Origin of the sequence: Flavobacterium amylolyticum (assembly GCF_048284335.1) — a bacterium.
In the GTDB taxonomy this organism is placed as follows: Bacteria; Bacteroidota; Bacteroidia; order Flavobacteriales; family Flavobacteriaceae; genus Flavobacterium.
Map to the genome: position 1 here is coordinate 450,506 of NZ_JBLVPG010000002.1, position 13,613 is coordinate 464,118.

Annotated in this window: 13 protein-coding genes; 3 read left to right on the forward strand and 10 right to left on the reverse strand. The window is 32.2% G+C overall.

Annotated elements, in window-relative coordinates; all coding sequences use genetic code 11:
- Positions 1 to 29 precede the first annotated feature (29 nt).
- The 9 genes from ACNQF9_RS08135 to ACNQF9_RS08175 all read right to left on the reverse strand — a co-directional run bounded on the left by ACNQF9_RS08135 (position 30) and on the right by ACNQF9_RS08175 (position 8,518).
- Positions 30 to 590 (reverse strand): gluconate 2-dehydrogenase subunit 3 family protein, encoded by a 561-nt coding sequence (locus tag ACNQF9_RS08135; protein ID WP_417989993.1) that lies wholly within the window; start codon positions 588 to 590, stop codon positions 30 to 32.
- Positions 591 to 1,124: 534 nt separating this feature from the next.
- Positions 1,125 to 2,315: a hypothetical protein gene (locus ACNQF9_RS08140; RefSeq protein WP_417989994.1), complete on the reverse strand. Its 1,191-nt coding sequence runs from the start codon at positions 2,313 to 2,315 to the stop codon at positions 1,125 to 1,127.
- A gap of 15 nt (positions 2,316 to 2,330) precedes the next feature.
- Entirely contained in the window at positions 2,331 to 3,161 is an 831-nt protein-coding gene (locus ACNQF9_RS08145; protein ID WP_417960028.1) for a type 1 glutamine amidotransferase, read from the reverse strand.
- Positions 3,162 to 3,202: 41 nt separating this feature from the next.
- On the reverse strand, positions 3,203 to 4,309 hold the full coding sequence (locus tag ACNQF9_RS08150; protein ID WP_417989995.1) for a carboxylate-amine ligase: 1,107 nt from the start codon (positions 4,307 to 4,309) through the stop codon (positions 3,203 to 3,205).
- A gap of 187 nt (positions 4,310 to 4,496) precedes the next feature.
- A complete protein-coding gene (locus tag ACNQF9_RS08155) occupies positions 4,497 to 5,444 on the reverse strand; it encodes an ATP-grasp domain-containing protein (RefSeq protein ID WP_417989996.1) in 948 nt (315 codons plus the stop codon).
- An 18-nt stretch (positions 5,445 to 5,462) separates the two neighbouring features.
- Positions 5,463 to 6,176 carry an esterase family protein gene (locus ACNQF9_RS08160; protein ID WP_417989997.1) on the reverse strand — a complete coding sequence of 238 codons (714 nt, stop codon included), beginning with the start codon at positions 6,174 to 6,176 and terminating at the stop codon, positions 5,463 to 5,465.
- Between the two features lie 281 nt (positions 6,177 to 6,457).
- A complete protein-coding gene (locus tag ACNQF9_RS08165; protein WP_417989998.1) occupies positions 6,458 to 6,850 on the reverse strand; it encodes a glyoxalase in 393 nt (130 codons plus the stop codon).
- A gap of 134 nt (positions 6,851 to 6,984) precedes the next feature.
- Positions 6,985 to 8,241 carry a mechanosensitive ion channel family protein gene (locus ACNQF9_RS08170; protein WP_417989999.1) on the reverse strand — a complete coding sequence of 419 codons (1,257 nt, stop codon included), beginning with the start codon at positions 8,239 to 8,241 and terminating at the stop codon, positions 6,985 to 6,987.
- Positions 8,234 to 8,518, reverse strand: coding sequence for a DUF3817 domain-containing protein (locus ACNQF9_RS08175; protein ID WP_417960022.1), 285 nt, complete (start codon positions 8,516 to 8,518; stop codon positions 8,234 to 8,236). Before ACNQF9_RS08175 ends, ACNQF9_RS08170 begins: the two co-directional genes overlap by 8 nt.
- A 147-nt stretch (positions 8,519 to 8,665) precedes the next feature.
- Here ACNQF9_RS08175 and ACNQF9_RS08180 point away from each other — a divergent pair, with 147 nt between their 5' ends.
- The 3 genes from ACNQF9_RS08180 to ACNQF9_RS08190 all read left to right on the forward strand — a co-directional run bounded on the left by ACNQF9_RS08180 (position 8,666) and on the right by ACNQF9_RS08190 (position 12,321).
- On the forward strand, positions 8,666 to 9,193 hold the full coding sequence (locus ACNQF9_RS08180; RefSeq protein ID WP_417960021.1) for a DUF6155 family protein: 528 nt from the start codon (positions 8,666 to 8,668) through the stop codon (positions 9,191 to 9,193).
- A 106-nt stretch (positions 9,194 to 9,299) separates the two neighbouring features.
- The gene (locus ACNQF9_RS08185; RefSeq protein ID WP_417960020.1) at positions 9,300 to 10,838 is read left to right on the forward strand and encodes a DEAD/DEAH box helicase; all 1,539 of its coding nucleotides are present in this window, start codon (positions 9,300 to 9,302) and stop codon (positions 10,836 to 10,838) included.
- Positions 10,839 to 10,977: 139 nt separating this feature from the next.
- Entirely contained in the window at positions 10,978 to 12,321 is a 1,344-nt protein-coding gene (locus ACNQF9_RS08190) for a DEAD/DEAH box helicase (protein ID WP_417960019.1), read from the forward strand.
- Between the two features lie 26 nt (positions 12,322 to 12,347).
- Here the strand turns inward: ACNQF9_RS08190 and ACNQF9_RS08195 are convergent, their stop codons facing one another.
- The gene (locus ACNQF9_RS08195) at positions 12,348 to 13,574 is read right to left on the reverse strand and encodes a multidrug effflux MFS transporter (protein WP_417990214.1); all 1,227 of its coding nucleotides are present in this window, start codon (positions 13,572 to 13,574) and stop codon (positions 12,348 to 12,350) included.
- Between the last annotated feature and the right edge of the window lie 39 nt (positions 13,575 to 13,613).

A 13,613-nucleotide genomic window follows, 5' to 3' on the forward strand; every position in this document is an offset into this window, starting at 1 on the left:
ATAATTTTAATTCCAGAAGTTCAAATAAGTTATGTTGCCCAAGCTTTTTGACCGGGAGTATATGGTGCGCTTCCATCAAATCTACCTGGAACGGGAAGGTATTCACGGGCTTGAGTACATCCTATTTCTGAAGAAAAATAACCTAGAATTGTCAAATCTCTAGCAATCAAAAAGAAAGAAGGTGCCTTATCTGCAGCAATTGTCTCATCCCTCAAAGAAGTCATTAATTGCTGACGTTCTATAACTGACATAGACAAAAAGTCTTTGTTGAAATCTTTAGAACATTTATATTGCATTGCTTTAAGCCCAGAAGCAAAAATTTCTTGCATTTTTGCAGGATAACAATCTTTAATCATCATTGGAATAAAAGCACCAAGTCCTGCTGCTTTTGCTCCTGGAGAAGATACAGTTGTTGGTATAATGATATCCGCAAATTCAGCTAAAATTTCTTCGTCAGTAGCCGAAAAAGATACTCGATTTTTTTCTTTTTCTGGTAAAGTAAAACTTTCAAATAAAACGCCCATAGTCGTTGCTGAGATTGCGCTTCCCATCAAAAACGCAACGCTTTTTAGTGCTTCTCTTCTATTCATCTGTTAATTATTAAAATTATTGATTATCCTTAATTTATTATAACCTTACAATAATAAAGAAAAAAAAAACAGGTTAATTTTTTTTATGTTAAATTATTGAATAATTCCATATTTTTCAAATTATTAAGGGAATCACTTTCAAAAATTCATTAAACAGTATCTGTAATCTATGAAAACAAGAAAAAATAAATGTTTTAAAAAAATTAAACAGCATTGTTTTTTTTAAAAGCTACGTTTTTTATACTAATTAGCCACTACTTTACTTACAAATTTATTTTTTAGAGCCTTTTGTAATATTATCAATGCGTTAAAATGACATAATACCTAAATATTTATTCAAAAATGAATTACAAATAACATTTATAAATGTTGAAGCTAAAAATGAAGCAAATAGATATTAAAAAAAACAAAAGGTATGGTGAAAAATCTAAAAAAAATTGTGGTTGATAAAACCTAAAAAGTATTGAAACAAAATTTTGTTTCTAAAGCATTTAAAGAATGGCTCTATTATGGAATATTTACGCTAATAAGTATTTACCGTTCAAATAATCCCAATGTACCGCCAACCCAATCTTTGTCTTTATTAAATTTTACCCCAATCATTTCCCCTCGGCTTAAACGGACTAAATTACAAAGTAGAGTAGGAGCTTCATCCTCTTTTTTCCAAACGCACAAAACACGTACTTCGGCTTTTACTTTACCCTCTGGGGATTGTACAATAGGCTTGTAATGTACCTTTTTTTGAAGGATATAAAGTTCTTTATCAACTACAGATTCGATATCGTCTTTGGTAACATGAAAAACAACACCAGTTCCTGAAAAAGAAAATAAGGGTTTTAACACATAATTTTCTAAATCATTAGGAATTTCTTTTAAATCGCTCACTAAAGTAGTTTCGATACAATATTTACCTTTAAGAAAAGGCAATATAAATTTACTGATGCGAAAAAACCAATTGGGATGTCCAGCCCATTCTACATCTAAAGCATCAGAAAAATGAAAATTTAACTTTAAATCGGTTCGCAAATCCAGTTCATCAAAAATAACTCGGTTGTAAATTCTTTTTACTAAGATTTCATCGCCTTTTTCGTTTTTATAAAATAGTTGTTTGCCTTTCTTTGTTAGTTCTGTAACGCAAACTATTGGTATGCCAATATCTCGTTGACAGTAATAAAAATCGATTTTGGTATTTTGTTTTTCGGGTTCTATTTCGAGTAGAATAACATTTTCTTTTGCATGCTTGTTGCAGATTGCTTCTTCCAGAATATCTAAATATTCTTTAGGTTCAATATTATTGATAAACGGTGTTAAGTTAGTGAGAAAAGGATACTGATTTTTAAATTTTTCATACAAATTAATCTGATAGTTATACAATGATGGGAATCCTTGTACTTCGATTAGTTTTGGGATAATTGCTCCATCTTCCTCACAAATTCCAAAATCTATTGCTAGAAAAGTAGTGTGTTCGTCCTCATTTGGAACTTTATGATTTAGTTCTAATGATTTATTTGTAAGTGCTTTAAATTCTTTTTTTTGAATAAAAGCTATAACTTCATTACAGCCTTCAACCAATTGTTCTTTTAACTCATTCGAAATAAAAAAGGGTGTTTCACATAATCTAAAAGTAGGCATATAATTAAAATCGGAAGCAATATCATCCTTGAATTCTTGATATTTTTTTTCTGTAAATTGAGTATTAAACAACTCCCGATATTTTGACATCATCTCGAAATTAATTTATTAATTAGAAAGCACTCTTTTAGTTTTCATCAAGTCATTAATTGCTATTCTCAGGAAATTTGGAATCAAAGTTTCATTTGTTTTATATATTTTATCATCATCCAATAAATCTTCCAGCATATTCCGAAACTTTTTTTTCCCTTTCATATTTTTGATTTTCTCTTTGGCATCTTTGTTTCTCAAATATGAAACAAAGCTTATCGGATCAGCTTCTGGATGAAATTGGGTCCCTACAAAATAATCCGTAAATCGAACCGCCATAATTGCACGTTCGTATTGTACATTATCCCTGATTTTTTCTAAAGAAATAATTGTAGCTCCTTTTTTAGCAAAAATACTGAGTTTAGGCTGTACAACTTGATAATCTCTCGAATCGATTCCGTAAAAAGGATCAGCTAATCCTTCAAATAAAGGATCCGTAAGGCCTTCTTTGGTTTTATGAATAGTCATTACACCAAAAGAAGTATCATTTCTTTTAGTCACTGTAGCTAAACCAAAATGCAGACACGCCATTTGAAAAGAATGACAAATAAACAAAACATGCTTTTTAATTGTATTTTCCGTATTCCATTTATTCAATGAATCAATAAACGCATAATATTTCACATCCCAATTTCCATCACCAATTAATGGATTTCCAGGTCCACCAGTAGAAATGTAAATATCAAAATTGTTAATATCTGGCAGTTCACACTTTACCCGAACATCAAATATTTCAAAACTTACCAGTGGACTAAATCGATTAACAATATCTATTATACAACGCATCCCTTGATTGGGTTCACCTTTATACATATCTAAAAGTGCAATCTTTATAATTTTATTTGGCATAACTATATTTAAGAAACAATGTACAAAGATAATTTATATTTTTATAATCCCTTTGTAAATTCCTCAGTTATAAAGTCTACTACTCTGGAAAGATCGCCTGTCTCTTCAAAAACGATTAATTGTTTGTCCGCTCCGGTTCCATTTTTTAAAATTTCATGAACATAGTTTATGTTTTCTCGACTTCCCAATTCATCCACTACATCATCAATAAAATCGAGTAATTCTAAAATAAGCATCTTGGTTTCTACTTCTTTTTGTAATCCAAAATCAATCATATTATTTTCAATTCCATAACGTGCTGCGCGGAATTTATTTTCTTTTATCAACGCCAACCTATAAATATTGAAACTGGTATTATTCATATTCAATTTGTAGAGTTTAGCTACAATTCCTTGAATAATTGCTACTATACAAATGGTTTCATCAACGGTTAAACACATATCACAAATTCTGAATTCGATAGTATTATAAAAAGGATGTAAACGTAAATCCCACCAGATTTTCTTTGGATTATCGATACAATTAGTCTTTACCAATGTATCCAAATAATTCTCATACGAACTCACTGAATCAAAATATTCAGGTAATCCTGTTCGTGGAAACTTGTCAAAAACTTTAGTTCTGAAGGACTTATAACCCGTTTTTCTGCCTTCCCAAAAAGGAGAGTTCGTTGAAAGGGCAAAAATATGCGGAAGAAAATATGTGGCTTGGTTCATCAATTGCAAACCAATTTCACGGTTTTCAATTCCGACATGGCAATGCATCCCAAAAATTAGATTTGAACGTGCTGCATCCTGAAGTTCATTTACAATATCGTGGTATCTGGGGTCGTCCGTTATAGGTTGATCTTGCCATTTCGAAAAGGGATGCGTTCCCGCACCACCTACAATAAGATCTTGTTTATCGGCTAATTCTACAATTTTAGAACGCAAAAAACGAATCTCATTTTTAGCATCACGTACATTATTACAAATATTGGTTCCTACTTCCACCACCGATTGGTGCATTTCAGCTTTTACTTGCTCATTCAAAATGATTTTGGCACCATCTACAATTTTTGATAAATGGGATCGTAAATCTCTTGTTTCAGGATCTATTATTTGATATTCTTCTTCAACACCAAGTGTAAAAACAGGTAGTTTTTTCATTAATTTATTTTTTTATGAGCTATTTACTTTGTCAATTCGTTTCGCTCGTGTCCTGCTTTTCGTTTCAATTTTCCTAAACCTTGAAAAAATCAGAGCTGTAAAGGGTTTTCTACACATACGACGTTCATGGAACCCCGATAAAAATTAAGTAAAGTATTCCAAGTAAGGGCAATTTATAATTAACTCTTTATTTTGCAGCTACAGCATCTTTGATAAAAGTTCCCCAAGTCAAGTTAAGTTTACCTGGTTTTTGTTTCTTTGCAGCAGCGATAGCCATTTTTGCAGCCTCCTCAACCACCCATTCAAAATTCTCAGCTCCTACCGAGGTCAATTCAGCATCTGGTGCAGGGTTTCCAAAATCTATAGCATATGGAATGCCGTCTCGAACAGCAAATTCAACCGTATTAAAGTCATATCCCAATCCTTTACAAAGTCTCAAAGTATAGTCCTTTATAGTGGCTAATAATTTTTTATCAACCGGGGGCCCATCAATCACATAACGTAAATGATGTGGATTTCTTGGTTCATATTGCATAATTCGAACCGCTTTGCAGCCCAAACAATACACTCTGAAATATTCCGTAAAAACAATTTCTTCTTGTAACATCATTACTAGTTGTCCAGTTTCCTGATGTTTTTCCCAAAACTCTTCTTTGTTTTCCAATCGATAAACGTTTTTCCAACCACCACCGGCATACGGTTTCATATAGGCTGGAAATCCAATATAATCAAAGATTCCTTCCCAGTCCATTGGGTATTTTAAATTCCGAAAAGATTTTCCAGATGTATCCGAAGGATGTTCTGCTGAAGGAAGTAGTACGGTGTTAGGCAACGGAACTCCCAAGGTGTCTGCTAGTGCATTATTAAAAAATTTATCATCGGCACTCCACCAAAAAGGGTTGTTGATTACATTAGTTCCTGTCAAAGCAGCATTTTTTAAATAAGCACGGTAAAAAGGAACATCTTGTGAAATTCGGTCGATAATCACGGCATATTCACCATCTTTATTTTGAACTACTTTGTCTACTGCAACAGCTTCGGCACTAATTCCTTTTTCATTTTTTGAATTAACTCTGTCAATAAAAGCTTGGGGAAAGGTATCTTCCATTCCAAATAAAATTCCAATTTTTTTCATCCTGATTCGTTTATAATTTTAAAAAAATTTAATTCTTGATAAATAATGAGGAAACATTTCTTGCCAAACCGGCCAATCGTGTTTTCGTTCCTGACGAATATCAAGCCAATGATGTACATTTCTTTCGCTCAGAACTTTACTTAATTTTAGATTGGCATCAAAACAAATATCCCAATTAGAAGTTCCCAAAACAATATCCATATTCCATAATTCAGAATCATTTAGACCATATAAAAAATCTTCGGGACTGTTGTAAAATACATCGTCATTATGAAAACCATCCATAAAATTTTTAATATTAAAGGCACCGCTCATTGAGAACAGATGACTTACATAGCCCGGATGTCTAAAAGCAAAATTTGCTGCATGGTAGCCGCCAAAACTACAACCCGACATAACGACTTTTCGTGAAGGGGTATTATTCTTTACTTTTTCAACGATTTCATGACAAATCATCTTGTCATATCTAACGTGATTTTCTATCCGATGTACCGGATGGATTTGTTTGTTGTAAAAACTATCCTTGTCAGTACTATCAGGACAAAATATTTGGATTAAACCTTGCTCCAAATACCATTTTGCAGCGTCAATCAATCCCATATCTTTATTTTCATGATAACTACCCATTGAAGTAGGAAATAAAATCACAGGATATCCCGCGTGACCAAAAACCAACATTTCAATTTCTCTATTTAGATTGGGTGAATACCATTTGAAATATTCTTCCTTCATAATCTTATTTTTAACAATTATAGTGAAAAAAGTCGCACAAAAAACATAAATAGTGAGGCTCAAACAAAATTTATTATAAAAAATAATACGAATCTCAAATTTATATTAATCGACATAAATTTGATAAATAAGGCTGTCTTTTTTAAATTATAAACAACAAAAAAGCATGTTTTAACATCTCTAAATTTATAAATAATAGGATTGTTGGCTAAAAATTGAACGCAAATCGTTTATTAAATGAATGTTTTTAGAAAAGGGAGACAAATAGGTTTAGCTATTTTTTAAATTTCAAAAATTTGAATTTGACTTTTTAATCGTTCAATGAGCATGCTCATCATTCTTTTATTTATGCTAGAAGAGTTTTTTATATAAATAGTATATTCATCAGTTGTAAATAAACCAATTATCATTCCTTTTAAAGCATTTCTAAATTTGATGTCTTTTTGAATAGTGTTTTCTATAACGGATAATTTTTTATCAACACTGTGGCTGTAAAAATCAAGTTTATTTTTACTAATATAATTCTTAAAAGAAGCTACAAATAAATCGTTTTGCAATTTTAAAATTGGTCGAAGTACTTCATTTTGAAATGATTCTTCAGTTGTAGATTGAGTGGTAACTGAACCTATTTTCTGGCCTCTAAATTCTTTTAAAAAAGTATCGCGTTCGTTCATGATTTTTTCTTTAAAATTAAAAAATTAATACCTGTAAAACTATAATCTTTTTAAAAAAAATATAAAACTGTCATTATAAGAAGTTGAAAACTCTACACTATCAAATTTCTCTACTTAATACTTTAACCTTGCTATTAAACCTGTAACTCATTTTCGGAAATCGTTTCAAAAATTTCCAAATCAAAATAACCTACCGAAGCAATTATATGATCAAATATGTCTGACATGATGTATTCATAATTTTCAAATCGTTTGTCATGTGAAAAAGCATAAACTTCAAGCGGGACGCCATGTGATGTAGATTGTAATTGACGACAAAGCATCAACATCTCTTTATTTAACCCAGGATAATTAAATAAATATTCTGTAATATACTTTCGGAACAATCCTAAATTTGTTAGGTTTCGACCGTTTATAGCAATGGATTTGTCAACTTTATGGCTACTATTATATTCATCAATTTCTGATTTTCGAGTATCAATATAATCCGATATAAGATGGATTTTCTTTAATTCCATTAATTCCGTTTCTTCCAGAAAGCGAATACTACTCGTTTTAATAAGAATGTGTCTTTTTATTCTTCGTCCATCAGAATTGAGCATACCGCGCCAGTTTTGAAATGAATCAGAACTTAAGCTGTAAGTTGGTATCGTAGTCGTAGTATTATCAAAATTTCGAACTTTTACGGTAGCCAGATTGATTTCAATTACATCTCCATCAGCACCAAACTTATCCATTGTGATCCAGTCGCCAATTCGTACCATATCATTGATAGAGACCTGCACACTCGATACAAAACCTAAAATGGTATCTCTAAAAATCAAAATAATCACAGCAGATACAGCTCCTAATATAGTTAGAAGTTCTTTTTCATCTATATCAAACAATTTAGAGATAATCACTGTAATTCCTACAGCCCAGAGAACAATCATGATAACTTGAATAAAACTATCTATAGGTTTATCACTGTAACGAGGCTTGAGCTTTAGATAATCTCTTAAGGCATTGAATATGGTTCTAATAATCCATAAAACTAGCATTACAATATAAATGCCGACTAGTTTTCCAAAAACACCTTCCCAATATTCATATTTTTCCAGAATTATAGGAACCGATTTATAAATGAATAATAACGGAATTAAGTGAGCGATGTATTTTGCAGTTTTGTTTGTAACCAGTAAATCATCAAATTTAGTTTTGGTTTTTTGAGCAATAACCGCCATAATAGTTACCAAAACAAGCCGAAAAATAACATAAATTACATAGGCTAGAATACATAAAATAACAATGTTAATCACCAAGCTGCAATAAGAAGCTAAACTGTTTCCAAATCCCCATTTCCGCAATACGGGATATAAAAAATTGAATATTTTTTCAATAAACTTATACATTTTGTAAGTATTTCTTTTCTACGTAAAAAGTTCCAAAAGGAAGTATAGAAGCAATACTGATGATTCCAAATTTTTTAAGATCCCAATTTTGTTTAAATTTCAACACTATGGCTAAAGCAACATACGCCACAAATAAAACGCCATGTGACATTCCTATTGGGTAAAGTAACGTTTTATATAGAGGTAAATTACTAGGTTTTATAAAAAGCATATTTGAAAATAAAGCCAAATAGGAAACTCCTTCAAGTATGGCAACAATTTTGAAAATTTTAAGCATAGAAATTAAATTTGATGATAAAAGTAAAAAATTAGGTTTTGAAAAAGCGAGCTTGCTGATATATTTGTGTCAAAATTAAGTATTATCATTGATTTACGGGGTATTGATTGCTAAAGTAAATTACTTTTGTATTCTTAAACTTTGATAATGAGCAAACGCGATTTAAAAAAATACTTGGCAGAATTAAATAAAGAGCAACTCGAGGAACAAATTATCGAATTGTACGAAAAATTCAGTCCGGTAAAGGTGTATTATGATTTTGTTTTTAATCCAAAGGAAGAAACACTTTTGAAGGAGTGCAAGCTTAAGATTTCAAACGAATATTATCCTCTGAAAAAATTGGGGAGGCGTAGTAAGCCAAAAATGCGTCGTTCAGTTGCTCAAAAATACATCAAGCATTTTACTATTTTGGGAGTAGATCCCTTTGTAATAGCTGATGTAATGCTCTATAACATTGAAATCGCACAAACATTTTCATCCGAAAACACCATCAAACAAGAACTGTTTTTTAAAAGTATGTTCAACTCCTTTGAGCAGGCAGTAGTTTTCCTGATTGCAAATGGAATTGTAAGCGATTTTAAAACCCGAATAATTGCAGTTCATCAAGAAACTATTATACAAAAATGGTACAATGAGCCCGAATTCAATGCAATTGTAGAGCGGTTTGAATATTGAATAGTTACATAATTCAATTTTATTTATTCAATCCTATTTTTTTTTATTAAAATTGACAGATAAACTGTTTTTTAGGCGTATTTTTGCAAAAATCCAACAATAAGCAATGTCCCAAAACACTTTAGAAATAGAAATCGAAGACAAAAAAGAACTTTATGCGTACCAAAAAGGCGACATAGATGCCATCTTTGAGCGCATCGATAATGCACCTCCGCAGCACCATTTATTATATCAATTGCCTACAGGCGGTGGTAAAACAGTAGTCTTTTCAGAAATAGTCCGTCGTTATTTATCGCAACACGATAAAAAAGTGGTTGTTTTAACACACAGGATTGAGTTGTGTAAACAAACTTCAAAAATGTTGAAGGGCTTTGATGTGAAAAACAAAATCATCAACAGTAAAGTAAAAGAGCTTCCGGACCAAAATGACTATTCTTGCTTTGTGGCCATGGTTGAAACCTTGAAAAATCGTATCAATGACGAAAAACTGCATTTGGATAATGTAGGATTGGTAATCATTGATGAGGCCCACTACAATTCATTTAGAAAATTATTAAGTTCTTTTAAAAATGCATTTATATTAGGAGTTACTGCAACCCCTTTAAGTTCAAATATAAAACTACCAATGCACGAAAGCTACGATGAATTAATCGTAGGGGATACTATTAGTTCCTTAATTGAAAATGGTTTTTTAGCAAAAGCAATCACTTACAGCTATGATGTGGGGTTGACTTCATTAAAAGTAGGTATAAATGGCGATTACACCGTAAAATCTTCCGATGATTTATACACTAATATGGCCATGCAAGAAAAATTATTGCATGCGTATACTGAGAAATCGTTAGGCAAGAAAACCTTGATCTTCAACAATGGTATCAATACGTCTTTGTACGTTTATGAAACGTTTCGAGAGGCTGGTTATGCAGTTCGTCATTTGGATAACACCAGCAATAACGAGGAAAGAAAAGATATTTTACATTGGTTTAAGCATACTCCTGATGCGATACTAACATCAGTTGGGATTCTTACTACCGGTTTTGACGAACCTACCGTAGAAACAATAATTTTAAACAGAGCTACAAAATCGTTGACACTATATTATCAAATGATTGGTCGTGGTTCAAGGAAATTACCGAATAAAGATACTTTTAACGTCATTGATTTAGGAAATAATGCAGCGCGGTTTGGATTGTGGAGTGAGCCCGTAAACTGGCAACACATCTTTAAATCCCCTGAATTCTATCTAGAAAATTTACGGGATGATACAGAGATCGAATTGTATTTTAAATACAATATGTCACCTGAATTACGTGCTAAATTCAGTAAAACAGCTGTAGTAACTTTTGATGTCGATGAAGAACACAAACTAATTATCAAGCAAAATTTACGTTCTAAAGTAGTTTTGGAAAAATCCTTAGAGCAGCATGCTGCCATGTGCGTAGATAATACCGAAGAATTGCAACAGGCAAAAGCATTGATGCGTGAATTAGAAGATGATATTGAGTGCCGCATCAAGCGCTACTCTAAATGTTTGAGTCAATGCAGTAAAAATTACAGAGAGTGGTTGGTAGACGATTACAAACTAAAAATGACCTTATTAATAGGAAAGAAATATCGTGAGAAAATCATGAACGAAGCCGATTAATTATTTTCAGGAGCCATTTCCCGCTGTCTGCTGTATCTTTTCTTTTCTTAAAGAAAAAAAGAAAAGGATGTCGCGACCATTGGGGCTAAATATTACGTTTACAAAACAACTTTTTTTATACAATTATAAAATCTAAAAAATGCCAAAACAATTCTCTGATTTAGGAATTTCAGCACCCATACTCAAAGCGATAGCCGAATTAAAAATTGTTGTGCCAACAGAAATTCAGCTAAAAACAATTCCGTTATTACTATCCAATACAACGGATTTAGTTGGGCTTGCTAAAACTGGAACTGGAAAAACAGCCGCATTTGGATTACCAATTTTACAATTAATAGATATTAATTCTCCTGTCGTTCAAGCAATAATTCTTGTACCAACAAGGGAATTAGGCCAACAAATATTTAAAAATTTAGAATTTTTTGCTAAATTCCTACCCGAAGTTTCTATTGCAGCAACGTGTGGAGGTATTCCAATTAAGCCACAAATCGAAAGATTGTCATCACCTACACATATTGTTGTGGCTACTCCAGGAAGATTAATCGATTTGATTCAGCGTAAAGCTATAAATTTAAAAGAAACTAAATTCCTCGTGCTGGATGAAGCCGATGAAATGGTGACAATATTAAAAGAAAGTTTAGACGAAATTATTGCTGAGCTGCCTAACCATAAAACTTTTTTATTCTCGGCAACCATGCCAGGAACTGTAAAACAGCTAGTCCAAAACTACTTGAATAAAAATGTAGTACATGTTAGTGCTAATATGGAAACACTAGGAAATCAAGGAATTGATCATCAGTATATTGTAGTAGATCCTATTGAAAAACTAGATGTTTTGATGCATTTTTTGAATTCTAAGGAAGGCGAACGCGGTATTATTTTTTGCAAAACAAAAGCTGCTGTCAATAAATTAGCAAAAAACTTGGCCATTAATCGTTTTTCATCAGGCGCATTGCACGGAAGCTTATCTCAAGGAATTCGGGACAGAATCATGGAACAATTCCGTGAAGGACACATCAATATTTTAGTAGCCACTGATTTAGCAGCGAGAGGAATTGATGTAAAAGAAATTTCTTATGTTGTTAATTATCATTTACCGGATGTTTATGAAGCCTATGTGCATCGTAGCGGAAGAACGGCCAGAGCAGGAGCAAAGGGACTTTCTTTAACGGTATTACAACCAGAAGAAGTAGTAGAAATAGTTGATTTTGAAAAGGAATTAGGAATAAAATTTGTTGAATTTAAAAAACCAACCGTTGCCAGCATCGAAGAAAACAATACATTATTGTGGGCCAAGCAAATCTTTAAGACCAAGCCCAATCATGATGTTGCACCAGAATTCAAAGAAAAAATAAAAACGGTTTTTCATCATTTGACTAAAGAGGAACTGATAGAAAAACTATTGGCAAATCATTTGTTGCAAACAAAAAATGATGCCCTATCCAAAACGGAACAACCAATTAAAAAACAAAAGAGAACGTAATTAAGTCGTCCTCTTTTAATTAGATATTAATGAACTATTACAATTTCCTTATCAGGAGAAGTAATAGTTTTTTTTATATTTCGTTTTCCAATAACTAAAATCGTTAAAGCCAGAATGGTTGAAACAGCCATAATTAGTACCATTGGTAACATAGAGTCTTTTACAAAAATACCCACTGCAAAAGAAGCCAAAGCACCCAATCCTAATTGAATTGCGCCCATTAAAGCCGATGCACTTCCTGCGTTTCTAGAGAAAGGAGCAAGGGTAAGTCCCGCCGTATTTGGATTAGAAATCCCTAAACATGCCAGAAATAAAAATAACATCGTGATAGTTTCATACAAGCCTAAAAGAGTATTCATAGATAATACTAAAAATAAAACACTGATTATTGACTGCGTTATCAAAGCACCCAAAATCATTTGCTCACTTGTAAATTTTCGTAGTAACAACGAATTTAGTTGACTCGCTCCTATAAAACTTAAAGACATAAAGGCAAATATCCAACCGTATGTTTTGGGATCTACTTTGAAAACATCCATAAATAAAATTGGAGAAGCCGCTACGTAAGTAAATAATCCTGAAAAAGCCACCGCCCCTGTAAAAGCATAGGTGTAAAACTGAGGTTCTTTTACAATACTTATAAAATTTGTAATAATTAGCTTCGGTTTTAAGGAGATTGAAGTGTCTGGTTTAAACGTATTAGGCAAAATAATTTGAGCGGCAACAAGAATAACAATTCCCATGCACATCAATATAAAAAAAACGGTATGCCAACCATAATCTTCAGTAACATAACCTCCAACTGTAGGTGCTAACATTGGCGAAAGCCCCACAACTAGCATTAATAAAGAGAATACTTTAGGAATGTCTTTTACTGGAAAAAGATCGCGAACCATAGATACCGAAGCGACAGTTGCAGCGCAACTCCCAACAGCCTGAATAAATCGCAGTCCGATAAAAGTATCAATATCCGTAACAAAAACACAGCCCAATGAAGCTAATATATACACTAATAATCCTATAAAAAGTGGTTTTTTTCGACCAAAACGATCTAATAAAGGTCCGTAAAGCAATTGTCCCGCTGAAATTCCAATGAAATAACTCGATAATGTCATGGAAACATTCGCTACTGTTGTGTTTAGGTCTTTAGCAATTCCAGCAAAACCAGGTAAATACATATCAATTGAAAATGGTCCCAGTGCCGTTAATGAACCTAAAATTAGAATTAATTTGATGTATTTTGTTCTTGTCATCTCGGTATCAATCATGAAAATTGGAATTTTTTAATTTTT